Genomic DNA, 23,050 nt, shown 5'->3' with positions numbered 1-23,050 from the left:
CCTTGCACCATGACAGTTCTCACCACCGCGCCCATGAGCGCAACGCACCCCGTCGTGTCACCCGCCCGCAGACTCGCGTTGCGCGCCTGCTATCTGCTGCTCGTCGTCGGGCTCGGGCTGACGGCCTGGCCGCGCCTGATTCTCGCCTCACCAGACCAGCCGCTCATGACGGGTGTCGTCGACGCGATGCTGTGCGGCATGCAGCTGCTCGCGATCGTCGGGCTCTTCTCACCCGTGCGCATGCTCGCCGTCATCGTGTTTGATGTGCTGTGGAAGCTGATCTGGGTCGGCGTCGTCGCGGTGCCGCTCGCGGTCAGCGGAGAGATCTCAGCCGGGGTCGCCGAGACGCTCTTCGCGTGCGCCTGGGCTGTGCCGTTTCTCGTGATCGTTCCGTGGGTGCAGCTCGCTCAGCGACTGCTGGGTTCGCCCGAACCGTGGCGAGGCTCGCGCACGCACGAGAAGCTGTTGCCGACCGCCTGAGCTGCGCACATGGCGCGGCTGTCGTCGAAGCTCGGGAGTACTGTCGAGGGCATGCTGCACGTCGCTCTGCTGCGCAACGTCAATGTCGGCCAGCGAGCGAGCCCGACGACGGCCCAGATTCTCGCCGCGTTCGCCGAGGCGACGATCGTCGACGCCCAGACCTTCCAGAGCAACGGCACGGTCATCTTCACGGCCTCACCCGATGCGGCGCAGTCTTTGGCTCAGGATGCCGTTGCCGCGCTTGCGCGCGCCACCGGTCTCGATCGCGAGGTCTTCACTCGCCCGCTCGAGTCTCTGCGACCCATCGTCGAGCAGCACGGAGACACCGCCGATGCCCGCTTGCGCGAGCTCACCCTGCACGACGGGCCGCGGTTGCTGTCAGATGACCCTGCAGTGCTCGACGCCGAGCGGCGGGCACGGTGCACGGTGCTCGACTCGGGCACGGGGTGGGCGGTCGTGCTCAACCACCGCGAGCACCAGGGCAACGGCACGCCCCTGGTCGAGCGCATCGTCGGCACCCCGGCCAGTTCGCGCGGCATACCCACGATGACCCGACTGCTCGAGAAGTACGGCGCCTCGCCGTAGGTGACGAGCTGCAGCCGGTGGGCGAGGTCAGCGCTTGTCGAACCGCGCGCCGGCCGGATTCGACTGCAGCGTTGCGAGCACGAGCACGATGACATCGCCCACTGAGGCAACGAGGCGCAGCAGCACGAGCCAGCCGGTGAGATTCGCGTCATGCAGGCGCCGCACCGTGATCGCGATCTGCGGCACGAGCGTCGCCAGAGTCCAGATGGCCAAGACCGCGATGCCGAAGTTGAATGCGGGGCCGAGATAGAACACGTCACCGTCGGTGTTCAACTCGCCGTTCGCGACACCGATGACGACCGCACCGACGCCGACCACCGTGTAGACGAGTGTGGTGGCGAGTTGCCACCACCAGTATTCAGAGCGGCTCGCACGACCGGAGAAGGTTGCGTACTTCGTGAAGAACCGAGCGATCGCTTGCCCGAAGGTGGCGCCGTACAGGGGGTCGGCGATCGAGATGGGCGTTGTCGTCATGCCGCACACTGTATTGCACACCGGTCAGTGCTGACGAGAGTCAATTGTGCACTCGCTCGCGCGAGCTCATCCACACGACGACCGCGCCCGGCAGCACCGCCCCGAGGCCGAGCAGGCCGAACAGCACGCTGGCGGCGAGACTCTCGCTCACGGCGGCACCGGCGAGCGGCAGCAGCGCGGCGGCCGCACCTTCGCGCAGCCCCCACCCGCTGATGGTGACCGGAATCAGCATCGTCAACAGCATCAGCGGAACAAGCGAGACGATGGCGCCGAACGGCAGGCTGAGACCGACGGCGAGGGCACTGAACGCGAACGCGGCGAGGATGCACGCCGTCGTCGCGGCGCTGAGCACGAGTTGGTGCAGCACCACACGGGGGCCGACGAGCGCGACCGTCGCCGTGCGCGCAAGCTCGCCGACGCGCGCGCCGAAGCGGCCCGGCACACGTCCGGCAGCGAGCAGCAGTGCGAGCCCGGCGAGAGAGACGAGGGTGATCGTGGCGGCGAGCCCGAGCATCCACCCCGGCCATTCGAGACCGCCCGGAAGCAGGGTGGTGATCGTCACCGCGATCACCATGGTGGCGATCATCGCCGCCTGACCGGCGAAGCGCTCGACGATGACGGCCTGCGCGGCGACCGTCAGCCCAGCCTGTTCGCGGCTGCGCACGGCGCGCCCAGCGTCACCGACCACCCCGCCCGGCACGGTCTGATTCACCATTTGCGCCAGGTAATACTCGCGCAGCGCGCGACCCCGGCCGAGAGTGAGGCCGAGAGCTGCGGCTGTGAGGCGCCAGCGCTCGGCGGCGAACAGGGTGTGCAGGGTGAGGGCTGCGAGAGCCGCGACGATGAACCAGGCTTTCGCGTCGAGCAGCACCCGCACGGCGTCTGCGCCATCGGCGACCCGCCAGAGCAGCGCGAGCAGGGCGATCGTCACGAGCGCCTGCGCGGCGACGATGAGCGCGCGGCGCCCTAGCCTCGGCGCCGCCACAGCCACACGATGTCACGGCCGAACGACCAGCCGAGCGCCGCGAGCACGCCCACCGTGAGCGCGGTCGCGAGCGCGAACGGCAGCCCGGGCAGTTGCAGCACGATGAGCGTGATCATCTGAACGACGGCCACCACCTTGCCGCTGTACCGCGAGGGCAAGGGGTCGTACAGCCACGGCCAGAGAGCCCCGGCCACCCAGAACAGGTAGCGCGGCAGACCCAGCAGCAGCACGAACCAGGGTGCACCACCCACGACGACAGCGAGCAGTGCCAGCACGAGGGCGAAGACCGAGTCGACCTCCATGTCGAAGCTGCCCCCGAAGTCAGACGACAGCCCCTGTCGGCGGGCGAGCCAGCCGTCGACGCCATCGAGGCTCAACGAGATGGTGGCGATGGCGATGATCGCGACGGGTGCCGGGCTCGCACCGACCAAGGGAATGATGAGTGCCGACACGAGCGCAAGGCGTAGCAGGGTGACCACGTTCGCCAGACCGAGTCGACTGTGCGAGTGCCGACGCGTCAGTTGCCATGCCGCACCGGCCGTGCCCCCGACGAAAGCGATCACTCCGATGATCATCGCCAGAAGCCCTGCGTCGGCGAAGAGCCAGAGCCCGATGCCGATCACGACCGGCACTCCGAGCGACGCGATCACGAGAAAGCGCCGCACCGGAGTGCCGATCGCCCGCATCGCACGCCAGCGCCGCCCACGCGGGAGCGTGCTCGAGTGCGCCAGTGCCATGCCGGGAAGCTAGCACGGCATGTCGCGAGATTACTTCGGTGTTCGCACTGCGAAAAAGCCGATCGCGATGAGGGCGATCGACTGCAGCGCCACCGACACTGCGGCGACCATCGGCACCGGTGGCACCACGGCACCGATGATCAAGATGGCGAAGGTCGCTATGAGCAGCCACCGCGGCACCGTGCGAGCGATGAGCATCGCGACCAGCAGCAGCAGCACCCCCAGGGGAATGAGCACAGCGCTGCCCAGCATGATTAGCGGCGTCGTCAGGGGAGCGGCCTCGATACCACGCAGCAGGGCGGCACCAGAAGCGGGGTCGATCACCGCGGGGTCGGTCGTCCACTGCCAGACGACTCCCTCGGCGGCCAGCCCGAACCCGAACAGCAGAGCCCCAGCACTCGCCACGAGGGTGCCGGCGAGAGCCAGCGTCTGGGCCACCCTGCCGGTGCTGGCGAGCGTCACGGCGAGCATCCCGAACGTGACGAAGGCGATGACGACACCAGGGGCGCCGACGAAGAAGTGCATCACGAACCATGACTCGCGCAGACCCGCCATCGTCTCGTAGTCGTAGAAGTCGGTGTCGAACGGCGGATGCCACAGCAAGAATGTCGCGCGCATCAGCACGCCGAGAACGAGAAGAGTGAACAGCGTGACGGAGATCTGACGAGGTTGCTGATGAGACATGGCTGAGGCCTTTCGCTCTGACGTGACGTGAGTGTCGTCGTCAGCGTCGCGCAACGAGCAGCGGCCCGGCATCAGGGTCAGCCCTTAACTTCGCCTCGAGCAGGTCAGCCAGAACGCAACGTCGACGACTCGAGCCAGACTCGAGCGGCGACCAATCGACGATTGCGACCATCATCGGCGTCGAGCTGCAGCTTCTGAAACACGCGGCGCAAGTGCGCTTCGACCGTTCTCTGAGACAAGTGAAGGCGAGCGGCGATGTCGGCGTCGCGGCATCCGTCTGCGACGAGTGCGAGCACTTCGTTCTCTCGGGGGCTCAAGAGCACCAGTCGAGCAGTGAGAGGCTCATCGACAGCGGGTCTGTCGTGGCGCAGCAGGGCGGTCGAAGCACGCCACCACAGAAGGGCGACGCCGAGCACCAGGGTGGTGATCGCCACGACTGTCGCCGTAGTGCCGACGTCAGAGAGGGTCGCACTGATCCAGGTGCCCGCGATCACGATAGCGACCACGCCGTAGCTGGCGCTGACCCCCAGCACCATCGTGCGCACGAGTCGATCTGCGGGCGAGCGTGGGCGAAGGGTCATGAGTCGGTCTGCGGCAGTCAGGGCGACGGCGGCGACGAGCAACCCGATCGAGTAGGCGACGTAGTATGCGACGCTGCCGAGAGTGGGCGCAACATCGCCGCCCGAGGTGAGCACTGCCAGGCCCACGCACACGACGATCAAGAGTGGTGGCACCGACGAGGCCACTGCCACGAGCAGGGCTGCCGCTCTGTGCTGGGCAGGGGTGCGTCGAGCGCGCAGGGCGAGGGCGAGTGGGGCGACGACGAGGGCGGTGCAGATCAGCAGTGTCAGCAGGCTCAAGATGAGCGAAGAGTTCCAGCCAGCTGGCGCCGCCGGGGCCACGCCCATGAACGGTGCAGAGGGCGCTGCGAGCATGGTCGCCACTGCCACCGCGATGGCGGTCACGACGACCAGCACGGCAGCCCACCGCGGCGTGATCAACTCGATGCGCAGCGCGGTGAGCTGCACGATGACGAGCGGCACGATCCACCACGCGCCCCACAGCCCGACCCACACCGAGCTCGGCCCCGATGGGTCGTGAGTGGCGGTCGCGATGGCCCCGAGCGCCAGGTAGACCGTCACGCTCGCGGAGAGCGCGAGCAGCCACGACGTCGAGCCGGTCGTGAGCAGCTTGCGCCCGCTCGCGATCGCGGCGATCGACACGGCGGCTCCACCCAGGGCCACGATCGACACGGGATGCGTGACATAGGTCGCGACGTCGGCGCCGCGGGCCACGATGAGCGACACCGCTGCCGCGATGCACACGACGAGCACGAGCACGGGCGTGACGGCGCGCAGAGCGAGGTTCGTTCCCCCGCCCGCACCACTCGACCGCCCCACAGCACCAGTGTGCACCTCACAGCGCGAATCCGGTATCGATCGTCGTCTCGCGCGAGCGGCCGCAGAGCTGCGGCGCGATGGGGCGGGTGCGCCTACTGCGAAGCCACCAGTCGCCCCCTGCAGCGCGACTGCGTGCCGCCCATCGCACGAGGCGGCCGATACACCCTCGACAACACAGACGCCGTGATGCTAGCGCGCGGCAGTACCTCGTCGATGGCGGGCCCCTGCGAGAGCGCCGGCCGCCAGCAGCAGTGCGACGGCGGCTACGGCGGTCGTCAAGACCGTGTCGCGGCTGACTCCGGTATCGGCCAGTTCGGGGCCGTCGACGCCGGGTGCGGCGACCTCTGCGACGGTGACGTCGTAGCGCACGGTCGCGAGCGTGGCCGAGGTTGGCGTGAGCACGACGCGATGCGCGCCCGGCGTCGCGTCGTTAGGTACCAGGCCGGTGAACGTGAAAGTGCCGTCGAGCCCGACGGTGACGGTGCCGAGTGCTGTGCTCGGCGTCTCGAACGAGAACGTGAGCACCTCACCGGCTGGCCAGTCGCTGCCCTCGAGTTCGAACGTGTCGCCGGGGCCAACCGTCTGGCCCGCGAGCGGTTCGCCGTTGGGGCCCGATGCGCTGGTCACCGGCGTCATGCAGGTGTCGGCCGCGTCGGTGGGGTCGAAGCTGATGACGACCCAGCCGTTGTCGGGGTCGGTCACTTGCTTGATCGAGAACGACAACCGGTCGGCGCTACCCGTGAGGGGAAAGCTCGAGCCGCCGCCCCCGCCGCTCTGCACATAGTTGACTGTGCCGCCTCCACCGCCAAAGTACCCGGCGCCTCCACCACCACCCGTGCTCTGGGCCGTGCCCCCCGCCAATGCTGTTCCAGGCCAGCCGGTGAGAGCGCCGGTGCCCCCGGCCCCTCCCTGCGTATCGGTGCCGGCTTTGCCGCCGCCGACCCACGCCGGACCCCACTCGTAGTACACGTCAGGCGCATTGGCACCGGCGTTGCCGCCATGCGCGGTCATCCAGTTGCCTGCTGCACCGCCCGCGCCTGCGACGATCACCACGTTCGCATGGCTGGGAACGGCACCGGTTGCGAGGCCACTCCATCCGCCCCCGCCGCCGCCACCCTGGAAGTAGCTCGTGCCGCCGCCCGGTTCTCCGCCGGGACGGCCGTCGACACCGCGCGCGCCGACCGCGACGGTCAAGACATCGCCAGGCGTCACCGTGGTGCGTGTAGCGATGATGGCGCCGAGCCCCCGGGATGCCCCCGGTCGCTCGGTCGCCGCACCGCCGTTGCCGCCCGCAGCGGTGACGTCGATCGAGCAGATGTTTGTCGGCACAGTCCATGTCGTGAAGCCGTTCGAGGCGACGTCGGCCACATCGAAGCGCTCGTCGACCGGAGCGAGGTCGGCGGCGGCGGCTGGCGCGACACTCGTCATGACGAGGGCGAGGGCAGCGAGGCCGATCGTGGCAGAAGTCGCAGCAGTGGCGCGGGGCACAAGCGTCATGGGGTTCTCCGGTGAACTGTCTCGAGCGAGCAGGTGAATCGTCCCGTTCGACGCGTGTCTGCTGAGCGTACTTGGTCAGCGGTTCGGTGCGCCCCCGAGAGCAAGCCCCGATCTACGCTTAACGAATGCCTCATCCCCACAGTCGCCAGGCCAGGGCCGCTCGGCGACGACAGCGCCGCATTGCCGCTGTCGAGCATGACCTGACGCCAGCGCAGTGGGATGACCTGAAGACGCGGTGGGGCGGGTGCGCCTACTGCGAAGCCACCGATCGCCCGCTGCAGCGTGACTGCGTGCAGCCCATCGCGCGAGGCGGCCGGTACACCCTCGACAACATCGTGCCAGCGTGCGGGCCCTGCAACGCGAGCAAGTCGAACAGCGAAGTGACGAGTTGGATGCGGCGCACCCGGCGTGACGAACGCCGATTTCTCGAGCGGCTGGTCGCGAATCGCGTCGTCGCGGGGTCAGGAAAAGACGGGCACGTCTGATTGCATGACCGATCGGATGCTCGTGATCGTGGCCGCGCCCGCCGCCAGCTGCGCGGCGTCGGTGCCGGGCTCGAAGCGATCAGGCGGGTCGGCGATCGAGAGTGCGATGTGCTCGTCGTGCGCTTCGGTCATCGTCGTCTGCACGATGCCGAACGCGGCCAGCGGCGCCTCGACGAGGTCGATGCCGTCAGCGTGCGGCAGGTTCGGAACATTGAGATTGAGCACGGTGCCCGGCTCGAGCGCCTCGAGCACGGTGAAGACTCGAGCAGAGACATCGGCCGCTGTCTGCCAGTGAGCGCGGGCACGGCTGTGCGCGACGGCGAGCGACACGGCGAGCCCGCGCGCACCGTTCACTCCGCCCGTGAGGGCTGCGCCCACGGTTCCCGAGTGCAGAATGGCGCGACCGACATTGGCGCCCCGGTTGATTCCCGAGAGCACGAGGTCGGGCGCGGGCCCGAACGCCGAGTGCGCCGCGATCAGGGCGATGAGGGCGGGTGCAGCATAGACGCGGAACGCAGGAACATCGAGGTCGGGCAGCTGGGTCGCCGTCACCCTGATTCGACCGTGCCCTCCGGCAGCGGTTACGGCATCGGCTTCTGAGGCGGTGATGGAGGCGCTGCTGCCGCTCGCCTCTTCGGCTGGCGCCGCGACGGTGACGTCATAGCCCGCGTCGCGCGCCGCGACCGCGAGCGCGCAGAGTCCGGCAGAGTCGATGCCGTCGTCGTTCGTGATGAGTGCGTGCACGGGCGGTCAGCTCCGATCGATGAGCCCCGCCAGCTCATCGGGCGAGAGATGCAGGTTGTCGGGCGGGTCTTCGTCGAGGGGTGTGATGCTCACGAGCTCGCTCAGCCGCAGGATGGCCGCGGCGTCTCCGGTGCCCAGCCCGTGACGAGTGACATTGAGGGCCCCGGCGGCGGCACCCACGCGAATGGCTCGGTGCAGGCTGGCTCCGCGCGCCAGGGTCGCCGCCAGCGCTCCGGTGAACGAGTCGCCCGCGCCTCGTGAGTCGACCACCTCCATGATCGGAGCAGTCACACGGTGCACCTGGCCCTGCTCGAGCACGAGCATGCCGCGGTCGGCGCGAGTGGCGACCACCACGTCGGCGCCTTCGTGGTGCATGGTGCGCAGCGCATCGATGATCTGACCCTCGTCGTCATCGGTGATGCGATCATCGGCCATGAGCTCTTCGTGGCTCACCTTCGCCACGTCGACGCCTCCGGCAAGAGCAGACTCGAGTCGATCGCCCGCAAGGTCGACGACCACGTGGCAGTGGCACGACCGCAGATCTGCGGCGAGTCGACGGTAGGCGTCGGCAGGTAGGGTCTTGCTGCCGGCCGGACCACTCAAGAGGGTCACATCGCTCTTCATCGCCTCACCGATCGTGAGGCCGTACAGCTCATCGAGTGCGTGCCTGCTGAGCGGCTCACCATCGGTCTCGATGACCGCTTGCCGTTCGCCGCCTCGGCGATCATGAATGTAGACAGCGCCGTCGCCGTCGCGCTCGACGGCGACGAGGTCGAACCCCTCGTCGTGAGTGATGAGGTTCTGCAGCACGCGCCCGCTCTCGCCTGCGAAGCTCGCGCACATGGTCGTCGTCGTGCCCATGCTCGCGAGCATGCGAGCCTGCCACACGCCTTGCCCCCCTGCGTGCAGGTGCACTTGTCCGTCACCGGGGGAGTCTTCGATCGTGATGGTCAGCAACGGGGCGGGGGCGAAGATCACGGCGCGCCCTCTCGGCCTGCCGTTGCGGTGTTCGCGGTCGCCCGCCTGCGATGATTTGCTCATCGAGCACCCCCGCGTGCCGTTCAGTGCTCACGCAGCAGAGAGATGAGTTCTGCCTTGCGCTTGCTGCTGTAGCCGGTGAGACCGAGTTCGCGAGCGCGTTGCCGCAACTCTTCGACCGTGCGATCGTCGTAGTCTCGGGCTTCGGCCCCGCGTCGACCGACGTTCGACCTGCCATCGCGCGCAGCCGCGTTCGAGATGCGCGCCGCCTTCTCAGCCGAGGCGCCCTCATCGCGCAGCTTCTCGTACAACTCGGGGTCTTTCAGACTCGGGTTGTCTTGGTCGCGAGGCATGATGGCTCCTGTCGACAGAGTGTCGTGCGGTGACGCTGAGGCTAGGCCGTGGTCGTGCCTGCGCGGCAGGGGCTTGATTGTGCGGGTGGCGTGCGCTAGCCGAATAGGCTCGGCACATGACGCGCATCATCGCCACCCTCGTGGCGATCTTCGTGGGGCTCGCGCTCTTCAGCGGCGCTGCCGTGGTGCTCATCACCCCGGTGGCCGTGCAGTTCGTCGAGTCGGCCCTCGGGCGTGCGGGCGACCCACCGGCCGAACGCGCCGACGGCCCGCAGACTCCCACAGAGTCTGATGCCGACTTCGGCGAGGTGCAGGTCTTCGACGTGCTCGCTGATGGCTCGCTCGAGCCTGCCGCCACAGGTGTGGCCGCCGAGGTCTGGAACCAGTTCGTGCGCATCGTCGGTGCCGACGTGGCGGGTGAGGTGATCATCCAGTACCGGGCGGGCGACGCGCCCCGCAGCGACACGCTCGCCTACGTCTATCAAGACCAGAACCCGCGCTACTGGACTCTCGCGGTGAATCTTGCGACCGCCGATGACCCGCAGCTGCTGGTGGCGACGCTCATCCACGAATACGCTCACGTGTTCAGCTTCGATCACGCTGACTTCGACCGAAAGGCGCCATCGTGCGACACCCTCGATCTCTTCGAGGGATGCGCGGCCGACGACAGCTACCTCTACGAGTTCTATGTGGCGTTCTGGGCGGGGTACCCCGATGCGGTCGACGTCGAGAACACTGACCCTGACGCAGCCTGGCGGTTCTACCTCGCCTACGAAGACGACTTCGTGAGCGACTACGCGGCGACGAACCTCGGCGAAGACTTCGCCGAGTCGTTCATGACCTTCGTCATCGAAGACTCATTCGAGGGGCCGAGCGTGGCGGCGCAGAAGCTGCGGTTCTTCACGCAGTACCCCGAGCTGGTTGAGCTGCGCGAGCACATCCGCGCCGAAATGGCGGTCGAGCTCGGGCTGCGGTGACTGCCGGATGCTCTATCGGGGCGCGTTGACGCCCTGTCAACCCCTTGAGGCTTCGCACCACTCAGGCGACAGTGGTGAATGCCGTCGAGCACTCGACCTGACTTCTGAGGGGGAGCCATGAACGCCCAGACCCACGACCCGACCACCCTGCACCGTGCCGAAGAGTTTCCGGCGCAGAGCCAAGACGCCCCGGGGCTGGCCGAAGAGATGACGCCGACTCCTGATCACGGCGAAGACTCGTACAAGGGGCACGGTCGACTGCTCGGGCGGCGAGCGCTCATCACGGGCGGCGACTCGGGAATCGGCCGTGCGGTGGCCATCGCCTTCGCGCGCGAAGGTGCCGATGTCGCCTTCACCCACCTGCCCGAAGAGCACGCCGATGCCGCGGTGACCGAGCACGAGGTGCGCGACGCGGGGCGCACCGCTGTGGCCATGGAAGGCGACCTGCGAGACGAGCAGTTCGCTGAGCGCATCGTCGATCAGGCCGTCGGAGAGCTGGGCGGGCTCGACATTCTCGTGCTCAATGCGGCGCGACAAGGAGACCGTAGCAGTGTGCACGATGTGACGGCAGACGAGCTTCGACACACGTTCGAGACGAACCTGTTCTCGCAGATCGCGACAGTGCGGGCAGCGCTGCCTCACCTCAACCCCGGGGCGAGCGTCATTCTCACGACCTCGATTCAGGCGTTCGACCCGTCGCCCGGCCTGCTCGACTACGCCATGACGAAGGCGGCCCAGGTTGCCTTCGTGCGGGCGATGGCGAACGATTGGGGCTCGCTCGGGGTTCGCGTCAACGGCGTCGCGCCCGGCCCGATCTGGACTCCGCTGATTCCGTCGACCGGCTGGGACGACGAGAAGGTGTCGTCGTTCGGCCAGGACACGCCACTGGGTCGCGCAGGACAGCCCGCCGAACTGGCAGGCGCGTACGTGTATCTCGCCTCAGAAGAGGCCACCTACGTGTCGGGCACGATCATCGGGGTCACGGGTGGGCGTCACCTCTAGGCGATCGACAGCGCCGACTCGATGTCGAGCTCGACGAGTTCGGCATTGAGCTGGGCGCCCGCCATGGCACCCGCGGCAGCGGCCGCGCCCACCTGAGCGCTCGGGTCGGCGACGTTGCCCGCCGCGCGCACGCCCGCGACCGAAGTCTTGCCGAGGTTGTCCACGCGGAGGACGGTGCCGAACCCGCCCGGCAGTTCGTCGACCACGAGCCCGAGCCCGTCGAGGCCGTCGAGTCGAGCTCGCATGGGGGCTCCGACGACGAGCACATCGCGCTCGACCGTTGAGCCGTTGCTCAGAGACAATCCCCGCACGCGGTCGTCAACGACGACGACCTCGTGCGGTTCGCCGACGAAGACTGCGATGCCGCGCGCGTCGAGCCGTCGGCGATCGTCGTCGCTCACGCTGCCGGGCTCGGGAGCGATGACGAGCACGTCGTCGCTCAACTGACGGAAGAGCAGTGCCTGATGCGCCGCGAAGGGCCCGGTCGCGATGACGCCGATGCGCTGGTCGCGCGCCTCCCAGCCGTGGCAGTAGGGGCAGTGGATGACGTCGCGACCCCAGCGTTCACGCAGGCCCGAGATCTCGGGCAGCTCATCGCGCAGCCCCGTCGCGATGAGCAGTCGGCGAGCCGTGCGCGTGCCGCCGTCGTCGAGGTCGACCGTGAAGGTTGCACCCGTCGGTCGTGCCGCCACCACGGTCGCACGGCTGATGGTGCCGCCGAAGCCTTCGAGCTCGCCGCGGGCGCGCTCGAGCAGAGCGAGAGGACTGATGCCGTCATGGCCGAGTAGCCCGTGCACACCGGCCGCCGGAGCGTTGCGAGGGTCACCAGAGTCGATGACCTCGACGCGGCGTCGAGACCGAGCGAGCATGATGGCACCGCTGAGCCCGGCGGCACCACCGCCGATCACGAGCACGTCAAGTTCTGGTGTCGGGGGAGTGCTGCTCGCAGAAGTCATGCTGACACCCTGCACAGCATCGTGCGCTGCGCGCATTTGTTCTTGCAGAATGCGCAAGCACTGCCGGCGTGGCGCTACTCGGGCGAGTTCAGCGGCTCCGTCTGCACTGCCGTGTGGATGCGCGCACCTTCGTCGCTGAAGATGCTGAGCACTTCAGCACCCTGCGCGTCGGCTGCCCCGAGAGCGTGCGGTACGCGCGTGTCGAACTCGGCCGCTTCGCCGGGCCCCAGCACCACATCGTGATCGCCGAGCACGAGCCGTAACCTGCCGCTGATGACGTAGAGCCACTCGTAGCCGTCGTGCACCCGAGGCTGAGGCGGGTCGAGCCGCGCACGATAACTCACGCGCCATGTGCGCACGGGAGCACCAGCGGGCGAGAGGTCGAGAATGCGCATGCCGTGCCGTTCGACGACTCGTCCCGAGACTCGCGGGTCGGGCACCCCGCTCGGAATCAGCTCGTCGAGCCCGATGCGCAGCTCGCGCACGAGGGGCAGCAGCACATCGAGGCCGGGGCTGCGCTTGCCGCTCTCGAGCCGCGAGAGGGTGCTCGCCGAGAGCCCGGCTGCTGTGGCCAGCTGGTCGAGCGTGAGCCCGCGCTGGCGCCGCGCTGCGCGCAGCCGCGGCCCGATCTGCCGCACGGCGTCGTTGGTCATGTCGGCATTCTTGCAGATCTCGCATACTGGTTTGCGATGGGATGCTGGGCGCGCGATGCTCGACCCATGACTGACCTCGAACCGACCGCCCAGCAGTTGTGGGATTCCCGGTATGCCGAAAAACCCCTGATGTGGAGCGGCAGGGTGAACGCCGTCGTCGCCGAACTCATCGAGCCGCTCGAGCCTGCAACAGCACTCGACCTCGGCTGCGGCGAGGGCGGCGATGTGCTCTGGCTCGCCGAGCGAGGCTGGCACGCCGCGGGAGTCGATGTCTCTGCCGTCGCAATCGAGCGCGCGACCCGAGCCGCCGACGATCGGGGGGTGACGGTGCGAGCGAGCTTCGAGCGACGCGACCTGCAGGTCGACGGCGTACCCACCGGCCTCTTCGCTCTCGTGCTCGCCAGCTATCTGCACTCGCCGGGCGAGCTCGACCGTCGGTCGATTCTGCGTGGTGCCGCTGATGCCGTGGCGCCGGGAGGTCGGTTGCTCGTCGTCGGGCACGCGGCCCCGCCGCCGTGGGCCGATGAGCACGCCCACCACCACCACCTTCCCAGCCTTGATGACACGCGGGCTGATCTTGCCTTCGACGACGAGTGGACGATCGAGGTGTCAGAGGTGCGCGCGCGCGAGGTCGTCGCCCCCGATGGCACCCCCGGCGAACTGCTCGACGTCGTCGTGCTGGCGAAGCGTCACTGATCGCACGGCGTCGAGAGGGCATCCCGCCCCCTCAGTAGACTCGAGCACTGTGTCTAAAGTCTTGACCTCACTGCCCGTCGGCGAACGCGTCGGTATCGCCTTCTCTGGAGGCCTCGACACCTCTGTGGCCGTCGCGTGGATGCGCGACAAGGGTGCGATTCCGTGCACGTACACGGGCGACCTCGGTCAGCCCGACGAGCCTGATGTCGCGGCGGTGCCCGCTCGAGCGACCGAATACGGTGCTGAGATCAGCCGACTCGTCGACGCGAAGGCCGCGCTCGTCGAAGAGGGTCTCGTCGCCCTCGCGTGCGGCGCCTTCCACATTCGCAACGCCGGCAAGACTTACTTCAACACCACGCCGCTCGGCCGCGCCGTGACGGGCACCATGCTCGTGCGCGCCATGAAAGACGACGGCGTCGAGATCTGGGGCGACGGCAGCACCTACAAGGGCAACGACATCGAGCGGTTCTATCGCTATGGGCTGCTCGCGAACCCGCGCTTGCGCATCTACAAGCCGTGGCTCGACGCCGACTTCGTCACCGAGCTCGGCGGGCGCCAAGAGATGAGCGAGTGGCTCGTCGCCCACGGTTTTCCGTACCGCGACTCGGCCGAGAAGGCCTATTCGACCGACGCCAACATCTGGGGGGCCACGCACGAGGCGAAGACGCTCGAGCACCTCGACGTGTCGCTCGAGACGGTCGAGCCGATCATGGGCGTCAAGTTCTGGGACGAATCGGTGCAGATCGCCACCGAAGACGTCACGGTCGCCTTCGCAGAAGGCCGCCCTGTCGCGCTCAACGGCGTGGAGTACACGGATGCTGTGCGCCTGGTGCTCGAGGCGAACGCCATCGGCGGCCGCCACGGCCTCGGCATGAGCGACCAGATCGAGAACCGCATCATCGAAGCCAAGAGCCGCGGCATCTACGAGGCCCCCGGCATGGCCCTGCTGCACATCGCCTACGAGCGACTGCTCAACGGAATCCACAACGAAGACACCATCGCGAACTACCATGCAGAAGGCCGGCGCCTCGGCCGGCTCATGTACGAAGGCCGGTGGCTCGACCCGCAGTCGCTCATGCTGCGTGAGAGCATCCAGAAGTGGGTGGGCTCGGCCGTCACCGGCGAGGTGACCCTGCGCCTGCGCCGCGGCGACGACTACACGATCGTCGACACGACGGGCCCCGGTCTGTCGTATTCGCCCGAGAAGCTGTCGATGGAGCGCGTCGGCGATGCGGCCTTCGGCCCCACCGACCGCATCGGCCAGCTCACGATGCGCAACCTCGACATCGCAGACTCGCGCGCGCGGCTCGAGCAGTATGCCGCGCAGGGCATCATCGGTGGCGCCACCGCTCAGCTCGTGGGCACCATCACCGCGGGCGAGTTCGATGAGGTCACCGAGCACGCGGTGCCGCTGTCAGCCGAGCGCGAAGCCCTCGCCGAGGCCCTAGACGCCGCCGGCGAGAGCGCCGCGTTCGACTTCGGCACCGACTGAGCTCGCGCCGCTCAGGCGCGGGCGAAGGCCCGCACGGGCGAGTCGGCGAGCACGAAGCGCAAGGGTGCGGCGCTCGACAAGATCGTGAGCACGATCGAGGTCGCGAGCACGACACCGATGAGCGGCAGCGGCACGAACGGCAGCACGACGCCGCCGGGCATGGCGACTCCGATGACGCTCTGAGCTCCCACCCAGCCCAGCACGGCACCGAGCGCGAGGCCCGACAGCGCGGCGGCGAGGCTCAGCACCGCAGACTCGAGCACGATGGCGGTGGCGGCATCGCGCCTCGATTGGCCCAGAATGCGCGCCACGGCGATCTCTCGAGCGCGCAGCCGCGTGTTCAAGGCGACGGTCGTGGCGAGCCCGACTGCCGCGATGATCACGACGAACCCGATGAGGGCGCTCACGATGCCCATGACTGCCAAGAGCACCTCGTCGGCCTCACCAGCGAGGTCCGAGCCCTCATACCTGAGCGCGAGCGAGAAGTTGGCGCTCGCGGTCGCGACGACGAACATCGACACGACAGCCACCCCGATGAGCACGCCGAGCGCGGCGCGAGACGTGCGGGCAGGGTGCTCTGAGACTGTTCGTCGCGCGAGCGCCGCCGGGCCCCGCGCCGGCAGCAGTCGGGCGATGAGGGCCATCACCCGCGGCATGATGCCGCTGGCTCCCGCCAGCACGCCGATCGCCACGACAGTGCCGGCGATGATGCCGAGAAAGGCGGCCAAGGGTGTGAAGGCGCCCGCGACGAAGGTGAGGCCGAGCAGCGCGATGCCGCCGAGCAGAGTCAGCGCAGCGGCGCGACTGAGTCGAACCTCGTCGTCGCCCCCCGCAGCCTGCGTGCTGGCGATGCCGAGCGCCTGCACGGGTTTCGCGGCGAGCACCATCGCCGACCCACGCCAGGCGGCCACCACCGTGCACACCTGCAGGGCCGCCAGTGGGGCGATGACGAAGGGGTTGAGCATGTCTGAGAACTGGGCGTCTTCGAACATGCCGCCCTGCTGCGAGCCGGCCGAGAAGATCGCATACGCGGCGCCAGCGCCGAGCAGCACGCCGAGGGCCGTCGAACCGAGCGACATGCGCACGCCTTCTGCGACCATGCGTCGTCGCTCACTCGACGCCGAGGCGCCGAGCAGTCGGCGCAAGGCGATGTCGTTGACGCGCGACGCCGCGACCAAGACGAAGGCGTTGGTCACCACGACGGTCGAGACGATGAGCGCGACGAGCAGAAACGCCGAGCCGAGCACGCCGAGCACGATGTCTGCCGTCGCGCCCTGACCGAACGGGGTCGAGACCAGTCCGGTGCGCAGCAGCGCCATGAACGCCGTCAGCAGGGTGATGTACACGGCGCTCAGCGTGATGACGGCGATGGCGGCGAGGGTGCCGCCACGCCCGGTCATCGATTCACCTCAGCGGGCACGACGGCCTGCGCGTCGAGCGCGCCGGCGAGCATGATCGCCGAGATCTCGGCGGCAGTGGCGCGACCGAGTTCGGCCACGAGGTGCCCGTCTCGAATCGAGAGCACGCGGTCTGCCGAGCTCGCTGCCACCGGGTCGTGCGTCACCATGATGATGCCGCAGCCGCTGTCGTGCACGAGGTCGGTGAGCAGGTGCAGCACTTCGCCGCCCGTAGCGAGGTCGAGGTTGCCGGTGGGCTCATCGGCGAAGACCACGGCGGGTCGGTGGGCGAGGGCACGTGCAATGGCAACCCTCTGCTGCTGGCCGCCCGAGAGCTCGTGCGGGCGGCGCTCGAGCAGCTCGGTGAGGCCGAGGCGGGCGATGAGTTCGGCCTCCCACACAGGGTCGTGCTCGCGCCGACGCCGGCCGAGGGTCTCAGGCAGTCGAATGTTCTCGATGGCGCTCAGCCCGGGCAGCAGGTTGAACGACTGAAAGATGAATCCCATGCGCTCGTGCCGCAGGGCGGCGAGCTGCGCTTCATCGAATCCGGCGAGGGCGTGGCCGTCGAGCTCGATCTCGCCCCACGTGGGCTCGTCGAGCCCCGCGAGCAGGTACATGAGCGTCGACTTGCCCGAGCCGCTCGGGCCGACGACGGCAGTGAGCTCTCCGCGACGGAACTCCGCCGAGATGCGGTCGACGGCGGCGACGGTCGCGCCGTCAGCACCGAAGAGTCGAGTGAGGTCTGTGCAGCGGGCGACGATGTCGTCTCGCCCTGTTCTGGTGTGTGTCATGTCGTCGACGCTATGAGCGCTCTGGCCTGCTGCGCGTCGCCCCCGAGTCGCAATACCGGCCTCGTCGGTACCGCTCGGTGCGGTACCGCAGTACCGGTCGGGAGTGCTTCAGGGGGATGCCGCGCTCGGGTTGACGCGTCAGGATGGGCTCATGACTCTTCACCCGGCCCTCGTGCGCTCGCGCACCGGGGTGCTCGTCGCCGACGGGCTCGGCGGCCTCGTGCTCTTCATCGCCTCGGGAGGCCTGCGCGCTGCGCTCGGAAGTGCTGACGCGGGAGTCGGCACGGGCTCGCTCGTCGTGTTCGTATTCGCCGCTGCAGTGATGGCCGCGGCCATGACTGTGCGCCGGCTGCGGCCAGAGTGGGCTCTGGGGCTCGCGTGGGTGAGCACCGTCGTGCACATGCTCGGTGGGCTCGACGCTGAGCTCACCCAGCTGGGGGTGCTCATCGTGCTCGCCACGGCCGCGCACTACGGCTCGACCCTCGTGCTGCGGGTGAGCGGCGCTTCGGTCGTCGTGGGCGCGATCATCGCCGTCGTCTATCTGGTGGCGATCGACTCGTGGATCGTGCGCGTCTTCGGCGGCACCGCGTTCACACCCTCATGGGTGCCCTATGCGGTGCTGGTCGTGCTCATCGGCATGGTGCTCGCCGTGCCGTGGCTCATCGGGCTGCTCGCTCGGTATCTGCGCCTCAGCCGCGAGGGTCGCGAGCGCGCGGCGCTCGCTCAGGCCGAGGCGAGGCGTGCACGCGAGATCGCCGACCTGCAGGCGTCGCGCATGTCGCTCGCGCGCGATGTGCACGACATCGTCGGTCACTCGCTCGCGGTGATCATCGCGCAAGCTGAGTCGGTGCGCTTTCGAGACGTCGCCGAGCCTGATGACCTCGAGGCGGTGCGCACCACGGTCGCCACGATCGCCGATACCGCTCGACGCTCACTGGGCGAGGTGCGGCAGGTTCTTGCATCGACATCGCTCGAGTCGACCTCGACCGACTCGACGATCGAGAGCCCGCAGCCGACTTCGAGTCTCGACCTCGACCGGCTCATCGGCGACGTCGAGCGCTCGCGCCCCGGCATGATCGTGCGCCGAGCCGACACCGTGCGCCTGCCGAGCGGCGAGGCCTCGGTGGCCCTCTACCGGGCGGTGCAAGAGCTGCTCACCAACGCGCTACGACACGGCGACAGCGCCGAGCCGCTCATTGTCGACATTGCCGAGACGAGCGACCACATCGAGGTCGAGGTGGTCAACAGCGTTGCCGGTGCGGGCGACAGCGAGCATCCGGCAGCACGCCACGGAACCGGGATCGACGGCGCGCGATCACGCCTCGAAGCTGTCGCAGGGTCTCTCACCATCGACGCCTCGACGCACACGTTCCGTGCGATCGCCCGCGTTCCGGTGGGGGAGGGCGACTCATGACCGAGCACATTCGGGTGGTGCTCGTCGACGATCAGCCGCTCTTCCGGCACGGCGTCGCCGCAGTGGTGGCGGCCCAGCCCGACATGCAGCTCGTGGGTGAGGCGGGCACGGGCGCCGAAGCTGTCGCCCTGCTCGACGAGGTCGAGGCCGACGTCGTGCTCATGGATATCCGCATGCCCGACGTCGACGGAGCAGAAGCGACACGTCGACTGCTGAGCCCCGAACGTGCCGCGCGCCGGTCGACGCCCCTGCGCATCGTGGTGCTGACAACCTTCGGGCTCGACGAGCGGGCGCGAGCGGCCGTCGACGTGGGGGCCGCGGGGTTTCTGCTGAAAGACGCCAGCCCAGAGTTTCTGATCTCGGCGATCAGAGCGGTGCACGCAGGAACAGCGGTCGCTGCGGCAGGAGACCTCTCAGCGCTGCTCGCGACGACCCCGGCGCGCACCCACCCCGACCCGCCTGCCGCGTTCGCAACCCTCACCGAGCGAGAGCGACTCGTCTTCGACGCGGCGGCCGAAGGGCTCAGCAACGCCGAGATCGCGTCGCGGCTCTATCTCAGCGAGTCGACTGTCAAGACCCACGTGAGCAACGTGCTCGCCAAGCTGGGGGTTCGAGATCGCGTGCAGCTCGTCGTGCTCGCACACCGTCACGGGCTCGGCGGCGACGCGCGCGATGACGGGCAGGCGCACGGCGGGTGACGAGCGCCGTCCGCGCTCAGTGGCGCGGCTTGCGAGCGGGTCGGTCGTCGTGCTCTCGCGACGGTCGATCGGCGCGCTTGCGCGGCCCGCGATCGAGCTGCAGCTCGATGAGCTTGCCGCTGATGCGCGTCGCCGCGAGCTTGTCGAGCGTCTCGCGCGACATCTCGGCCGGCAGCTCGACGATCGAGAAGTCGAGCTTGATGTCGATCGCACCGAAGTCTTCACGGCTCAAGCCGCCCTCGTTCGCGAGCGCGCCGACGATCTGACGCGGTTCGACTCGATGACGACGGCCCACCTCGATGCGGTAGGGCGCGAGGCGGCCGTTGCCCGTGCGGCTGCGGCGCTCAGGCCGCTCGGCGCGGTCGCCGTCGCGGGCGGGGCGAGCATCCCGATCGTCACGATGCGGTCGCACGGGGCGCAAGTCGGCCTCGGTGAGCAGCAGCGAGGTTCCCCCCTGCGCGACCACGGCGAGAGCCGCAGCGACCTCGGCTTCGGGAACATCGTGGTGCTCGACGTAGTGCCCGATGATGTCGCGGAACGCCGTCATGAGCTCGGTCTGCCCCAGCGCCGCCGTGATCGAGTCGTCGAAGCGGGCCAGGCGCGTGGCGTTCACGTCGTCGACCGTCGGCAGCTGCATCTGCGTGAGCGGCTGGCGGGTGGCCTTCTCGATCGCATCGAGCAGTCGACGCTCGCGCGGCGTCACGAAGCTGATCGCCGCACCGCTGCGCCCGGCGCGCCCGGTGCGACCGATGCGGTGCACATACGATTCGGTGTCGACCGGAATGTCGAAGTTGATGACGTGGCTGATGCGCTCGACGTCGAGACCGCGGGCCGCGACGTCGGTCGCGACCAGAATGTCGAGCGTGCCCGACTTGAGCTGCTCGACCGTGCGCTCGCGCTGAGGCTGCGCCACGTCGCCGCTGATGGCCTGGGCTGAATAGCCGCGGGCTCGCAGCTTCTCGGCGAGCGTCTCGGTCTCGTTCTTCGTGCGGACGAAGATGATCATGCCGTCGAAGTTCTCGACCTCGAGAATGCGCGTCAGGGCATCGACCTTCTGCGGGTACGACACCATCAGGTAGCGCTGGGTCGTGTTGGCCGAGGTGGTGGTCTTGGTCTTGACCGTGATCTCGTCAGGGTCGCGCAAGTGCTGCTTCGAGATGCGACGGATGGCCGCAGGCATGGTGGCCGAGAACAGCGCCACCTGCTTCTCGGCGGGGGTGTCGGCAAGAATCGTCTCGACGTCTTCGGCGAACCCCATCTTCAGCATCTCGTCTGCTTCATCGAGCACGAGATACTTCAGCTCGCTCAGGTCGAGGGTGCCCTTCTCCAAGTGGTCCATGATGCGCCCGGGCGTGCCGACGACGACGTGCACACCGCGGCGCAGGGCCGAGAGCTGCACACCGTACCCCTGACCGCCGTAGACGGGAAGCACGTGCACCCCCTTGAGGTGGGCGGCGTACTTCTCGAAGGCCTCGCACACCTGCAGAGCGAGTTCGCGAGTCGGCGCGAGCACGAGGGCCTGCGGGCTCTTCTGCGCGACGTCGAGCCGCGAGATGATCGGCAGAGCGAAAGCCGCCGTCTTGCCGGTGCCGGTCTGCGCGAGTCCGACCACGTCGCGCCCCGCCAGCAGAGCGGGAATCGTGGCCGCCTGAATCGCGCTCGGCGTCTCGTATCCGACGTCGGTGAGCGCCGCCATGACCTCGGGGCTCAAGCCCAGATCGCTGAAGAGAGGGGCTGCGGGCGCGCTGTCGGCCTCGGTCGGGGCATTGTCATCATGAGGCGTCATGACCTCAACGGTACGCGCGTTCGGGGCTGTCACGGTGCCGAGTGCGCTGCGCGGTGCAGCAGAGCCTGCTTCTGGCGCTCGTTCGCAGTGAGTTCAGCGGCCCTGAGCAGTTCGATGCGCCCCTCGACGGCGCGGCCGAGGCGCAGCAGAATCTCGCCCCGCACACTCGGCAGCAGGGGCGATGCGCGCCAGCGGCTGTCGGTGGCGAGCGCGTCGACGATCGCCAGTGCCGCCTCGGGCCGGCCGGCCATCGACACCGCGACCGCTCGATTCAGATCGACGACGGGGCTGGGCGCGACGCGGCCGAGCAGCTCGTACAGCAGAACGATGTGCTGCCAATCGGTCGTCTCGACACTGGCGGCGATCGCGTGCTGCTCGGCGATCGCCGCTTGCAGCGCGTACTGCTTGCGGCTGGCGAGGGCGTCTGCCCTCGCCAGCGACGCCCGGCCGCGCGCGATCTGCCCGTGATCCCATCGCGCGCGGTCTTGATCGGCGAGCAGCACAGGGTTGCCGTTCGCGTCGATGCGCGCTCCGAAGCGAGAAGACTGCAGCTCCATGAGGGCCAGCAGACCGTGCGCCTCAGACTCTCGCGGCAGCAGGCCGACGAGCCGACGACCGAGCCTCAGCGCCTCGGCAGCGAGATCGCGCCTCATCCACGAATCGCCGCTCGTGGCCGCGTAGCCCTCGGTGAAGATGAGGTAGACGACAGACAGCACGCTCGCGATGCGCGCTGGCCACTCGTGCGGTGGCGGAACCTCGAACTCGACCCGGGCCGCCGAGAGCGACTTCTTCGCTCTCACGATGCGCTGCTGCATCGTCGGCACCGGCACCAGAAACAGTCGAGCCAGTTCGTCGGTCGAGAGGCCGCCGACGAGCCTAAGGGTCAGAGCGACTTGCGACTCACGGCTGAGCACGGGGTGGCACGCGACGAAGACCAGCCGCAGGGTCTCGTCGCCGATCGGCTCGAGCTCGTCGTCGACGGTCTCGTCGAGGTGCTCGGCCATCGCTGCATACCGCTCGGCGAGCGCGTCGCGTCTGCGCCACGCGTCGATCGCCTTCCGCTTCGCCACGGCGGTCAGCCACGCCCCGGGATTCTGGGGGATGCCCTGCTGCGGCCACTGGCGCAGGGCATCCACCACCGCCTCTTGGGCGAGGTCTTCGGCGAGGTCGACATCGCGCACGAACGTGATGAGCGTCGCGATGACGCGAGCCGCCTCGATGCGCCAGACGGCCGCGACCGTGTTCTCGACGTCGCCAGGCATGCTCAGCGGTTGTCGGCCTTCTTCGCGATCTCTTCTCGCCAGCCCTCTTCTTTCTGAATGAACTCATTGTCAGAGAAGTCGGCGAAGTCGCTCTCGTCGGTGACTCGTCGAATCTCGAGCTTGCTGCCGGGGCCGAGCGGGCAGCGCTTCGCCCACTCGACGGCTTCGTGCTGCGACGACACCTCGAGCATCCAGAAGCCGTTGAACAGCTCGTGCGTCTCGCCGTACGGGCCATCGGTGACGATGCGGTCGTCGGTCGAGAAGTCGACCACGACGCCCGGCTCGTCCGCAAGGCCCTCACCGCCGACCATGACCCCGGCCTGCATCAACGACTCGTTGTAGGCGCCCATGGCGTTGATGATCTCTTCGAAGTCGAGGTTCTTCGATGCTTCGACTGCTGCTGCGGTGCTGCGCATGATGAGCATGTACTTCGGCATGATGGTGTCCTTTCCTGGCGGGCCGCCTGATGCGTCCCTTCACTATGGCGTCGAATGAGACGCGAGGGAATCGACACGTGCGCCGAA

General features: G+C 68.6%; 25 protein-coding genes. 9 read left to right on the top strand and 16 right to left on the bottom strand.

The window, feature by feature from the left end; genetic code table 11:
* The first annotated feature begins 9 nt into the window (after nucleotides 1-9).
* Both KIT89_RS04340 and KIT89_RS04335 read left to right on the top strand, forming a co-directional pair.
* The gene (locus KIT89_RS04340) at nucleotides 10-480 is read left to right on the top strand and encodes a hypothetical protein (protein ID WP_297603372.1); all 471 of its coding nucleotides are present in this window, start codon (nucleotides 10-12) and stop codon (nucleotides 478-480) included.
* Nucleotides 481-531: 51 nt separating this feature from the next.
* On the top strand, nucleotides 532-1,065 hold the full coding sequence (locus KIT89_RS04335) for a DUF1697 domain-containing protein (RefSeq protein WP_297603370.1): 534 nt from the start codon (nucleotides 532-534) through the stop codon (nucleotides 1,063-1,065).
* Between the two features lie 27 nt (nucleotides 1,066-1,092).
* On the opposite strand, the gene KIT89_RS04330 is transcribed toward KIT89_RS04335, so the two are convergent.
* The 6 genes from KIT89_RS04330 to KIT89_RS04305 form a co-directional block, all read right to left on the bottom strand.
* On the bottom strand, nucleotides 1,093-1,539 hold the full coding sequence (locus tag KIT89_RS04330; RefSeq protein WP_297603369.1) for a DUF805 domain-containing protein: 447 nt from the start codon (nucleotides 1,537-1,539) through the stop codon (nucleotides 1,093-1,095).
* A 40-nt stretch (nucleotides 1,540-1,579) separates the two neighbouring features.
* Nucleotides 1,580-2,524 carry a lysylphosphatidylglycerol synthase transmembrane domain-containing protein gene (locus KIT89_RS04325; RefSeq protein WP_297603368.1) on the bottom strand — a complete coding sequence of 315 codons (945 nt, stop codon included), beginning with the start codon at nucleotides 2,522-2,524 and terminating at the stop codon, nucleotides 1,580-1,582.
* Complete coding sequence (locus tag KIT89_RS04320; RefSeq protein ID WP_297603367.1) at nucleotides 2,506-3,261, bottom strand: CDP-alcohol phosphatidyltransferase family protein; 756 nt, start codon at nucleotides 3,259-3,261, stop codon at nucleotides 2,506-2,508. The genes KIT89_RS04325 and KIT89_RS04320 overlap by 19 nt, the downstream gene beginning before the upstream one ends.
* A gap of 30 nt (nucleotides 3,262-3,291) precedes the next feature.
* Nucleotides 3,292-3,945 carry a hypothetical protein gene (locus KIT89_RS04315; RefSeq protein WP_297603366.1) on the bottom strand — a complete coding sequence of 218 codons (654 nt, stop codon included), beginning with the start codon at nucleotides 3,943-3,945 and terminating at the stop codon, nucleotides 3,292-3,294.
* Nucleotides 3,946-4,049: 104 nt separating this feature from the next.
* Nucleotides 4,050-5,345 carry a helix-turn-helix transcriptional regulator gene (locus KIT89_RS04310; protein ID WP_297603365.1) on the bottom strand — a complete coding sequence of 432 codons (1,296 nt, stop codon included), beginning with the start codon at nucleotides 5,343-5,345 and terminating at the stop codon, nucleotides 4,050-4,052.
* 189 nt (nucleotides 5,346-5,534) lie between these two features.
* Nucleotides 5,535-6,842 carry a glycine-rich protein gene (locus KIT89_RS04305; protein WP_297603364.1) on the bottom strand — a complete coding sequence of 436 codons (1,308 nt, stop codon included), beginning with the start codon at nucleotides 6,840-6,842 and terminating at the stop codon, nucleotides 5,535-5,537.
* A gap of 125 nt (nucleotides 6,843-6,967) precedes the next feature.
* Between KIT89_RS04305 and KIT89_RS04300 the strand changes: the two genes are divergently transcribed.
* On the top strand, nucleotides 6,968-7,327 hold the full coding sequence (locus KIT89_RS04300) for an HNH endonuclease (RefSeq protein ID WP_297603363.1): 360 nt from the start codon (nucleotides 6,968-6,970) through the stop codon (nucleotides 7,325-7,327).
* Here the strand turns inward: KIT89_RS04300 and surE are convergent.
* The 3 genes from surE to KIT89_RS04285 are packed head-to-tail and all read right to left on the bottom strand — an operon-like array spanning nucleotide 7,304 to nucleotide 9,402.
* Nucleotides 7,304-8,071 (bottom strand): 5'/3'-nucleotidase SurE, encoded by a 768-nt coding sequence (gene surE, locus KIT89_RS04295; RefSeq protein WP_297603362.1) that lies wholly within the window; start codon nucleotides 8,069-8,071, stop codon nucleotides 7,304-7,306. The genes KIT89_RS04300 and surE overlap by 24 nt on opposite strands.
* 6 nt (nucleotides 8,072-8,077) lie before the next feature.
* Complete coding sequence (locus KIT89_RS04290; protein WP_297603361.1) at nucleotides 8,078-9,112, bottom strand: 1-phosphofructokinase family hexose kinase; 1,035 nt, start codon at nucleotides 9,110-9,112, stop codon at nucleotides 8,078-8,080.
* A 20-nt stretch (nucleotides 9,113-9,132) separates the two neighbouring features.
* Nucleotides 9,133-9,402, bottom strand: coding sequence for a Rho termination factor N-terminal domain-containing protein (locus KIT89_RS04285; RefSeq protein WP_297603360.1), 270 nt, complete (start codon nucleotides 9,400-9,402; stop codon nucleotides 9,133-9,135).
* A 116-nt stretch (nucleotides 9,403-9,518) separates the two neighbouring features.
* Here KIT89_RS04285 and KIT89_RS04280 point away from each other — a divergent pair, with 116 nt between their 5' ends.
* Entirely contained in the window at nucleotides 9,519-10,379 is an 861-nt protein-coding gene (locus tag KIT89_RS04280; RefSeq protein ID WP_297603359.1) for an NADH:ubiquinone oxidoreductase subunit 4 (chain M), read from the top strand.
* Between the two features lie 117 nt (nucleotides 10,380-10,496).
* Nucleotides 10,497-11,381, top strand: coding sequence for an SDR family oxidoreductase (locus KIT89_RS04275; protein ID WP_297603358.1), 885 nt, complete (start codon nucleotides 10,497-10,499; stop codon nucleotides 11,379-11,381).
* Here KIT89_RS04275 and KIT89_RS04270 read toward each other — a convergent pair.
* Nucleotides 11,378-12,337 carry an NAD(P)/FAD-dependent oxidoreductase gene (locus tag KIT89_RS04270; protein WP_297603356.1) on the bottom strand — a complete coding sequence of 320 codons (960 nt, stop codon included), beginning with the start codon at nucleotides 12,335-12,337 and terminating at the stop codon, nucleotides 11,378-11,380. The two genes, KIT89_RS04275 and KIT89_RS04270, sit on opposite strands and share 4 nt — an antisense overlap.
* Nucleotides 12,338-12,411: 74 nt before the next feature.
* Nucleotides 12,412-12,990, bottom strand: a complete 579-nt coding sequence (locus tag KIT89_RS04265) for a helix-turn-helix domain-containing protein (RefSeq protein ID WP_297603355.1) — start codon at nucleotides 12,988-12,990, stop codon at nucleotides 12,412-12,414.
* A 66-nt stretch (nucleotides 12,991-13,056) separates the two neighbouring features.
* On the opposite strand from KIT89_RS04265, the gene KIT89_RS04260 reads away from it, so the two are divergent.
* Both KIT89_RS04260 and argG read left to right on the top strand, forming a co-directional pair.
* Nucleotides 13,057-13,686 carry a bifunctional 2-polyprenyl-6-hydroxyphenol methylase/3-demethylubiquinol 3-O-methyltransferase UbiG gene (locus tag KIT89_RS04260; RefSeq protein ID WP_297603353.1) on the top strand — a complete coding sequence of 210 codons (630 nt, stop codon included), beginning with the start codon at nucleotides 13,057-13,059 and terminating at the stop codon, nucleotides 13,684-13,686.
* A 49-nt stretch (nucleotides 13,687-13,735) separates the two neighbouring features.
* Entirely contained in the window at nucleotides 13,736-15,178 is a 1,443-nt protein-coding gene (gene argG / locus KIT89_RS04255; RefSeq protein WP_297603352.1) for an argininosuccinate synthase, read from the top strand.
* Between the two features lie 11 nt (nucleotides 15,179-15,189).
* On the opposite strand, the gene KIT89_RS04250 is transcribed toward argG, so the two are convergent.
* Nucleotides 15,190-16,578, bottom strand: a complete 1,389-nt coding sequence (locus KIT89_RS04250; RefSeq protein WP_297603351.1) for an FtsX-like permease family protein — start codon at nucleotides 16,576-16,578, stop codon at nucleotides 15,190-15,192.
* Nucleotides 16,575-17,366 carry an ABC transporter ATP-binding protein gene (locus KIT89_RS04245; RefSeq protein WP_297603350.1) on the bottom strand — a complete coding sequence of 264 codons (792 nt, stop codon included), beginning with the start codon at nucleotides 17,364-17,366 and terminating at the stop codon, nucleotides 16,575-16,577. Before KIT89_RS04245 ends, KIT89_RS04250 begins: the two co-directional genes overlap by 4 nt.
* Before the next feature lie 151 nt (nucleotides 17,367-17,517).
* Here KIT89_RS04245 and KIT89_RS04240 point away from each other — a divergent pair, with 151 nt between their 5' ends.
* Together KIT89_RS04240 and KIT89_RS04235 are read left to right on the top strand one after the other, a co-directional pair.
* Nucleotides 17,518-18,780 (top strand): histidine kinase, encoded by a 1,263-nt coding sequence (locus KIT89_RS04240; RefSeq protein WP_297603349.1) that lies wholly within the window; start codon nucleotides 17,518-17,520, stop codon nucleotides 18,778-18,780.
* Nucleotides 18,777-19,478 (top strand): response regulator transcription factor, encoded by a 702-nt coding sequence (locus tag KIT89_RS04235; protein ID WP_297603348.1) that lies wholly within the window; start codon nucleotides 18,777-18,779, stop codon nucleotides 19,476-19,478. Before KIT89_RS04240 ends, KIT89_RS04235 begins: the two co-directional genes overlap by 4 nt.
* A 16-nt stretch (nucleotides 19,479-19,494) precedes the next feature.
* On the opposite strand, the gene KIT89_RS04230 is transcribed toward KIT89_RS04235, so the two are convergent.
* Genes KIT89_RS04230 through KIT89_RS04220 form a run of 3 tightly spaced genes read right to left on the bottom strand, consistent with a single transcriptional unit; the run spans nucleotide 19,495 to nucleotide 22,963 of the window.
* Nucleotides 19,495-21,264 (bottom strand): DEAD/DEAH box helicase, encoded by a 1,770-nt coding sequence (locus KIT89_RS04230; RefSeq protein ID WP_297603346.1) that lies wholly within the window; start codon nucleotides 21,262-21,264, stop codon nucleotides 19,495-19,497.
* 29 nt (nucleotides 21,265-21,293) lie between these two features.
* Nucleotides 21,294-22,526 (bottom strand): RNA polymerase sigma factor, encoded by a 1,233-nt coding sequence (locus tag KIT89_RS04225; RefSeq protein ID WP_297603345.1) that lies wholly within the window; start codon nucleotides 22,524-22,526, stop codon nucleotides 21,294-21,296.
* A gap of 2 nt (nucleotides 22,527-22,528) precedes the next feature.
* Nucleotides 22,529-22,963 carry a YciI family protein gene (locus KIT89_RS04220; RefSeq protein ID WP_297603344.1) on the bottom strand — a complete coding sequence of 145 codons (435 nt, stop codon included), beginning with the start codon at nucleotides 22,961-22,963 and terminating at the stop codon, nucleotides 22,529-22,531.
* Between the last annotated feature and the right edge of the window lie 87 nt (nucleotides 22,964-23,050).

The organism is Microcella sp. (assembly GCF_025808395.1).
Classification (GTDB): Bacteria; Actinomycetota; Actinomycetes; order Actinomycetales; family Microbacteriaceae; genus Microcella.
Note: the sequence above shows the minus strand (reverse complement) of the source record. Positions and strands in the feature narration are given on the sequence as shown.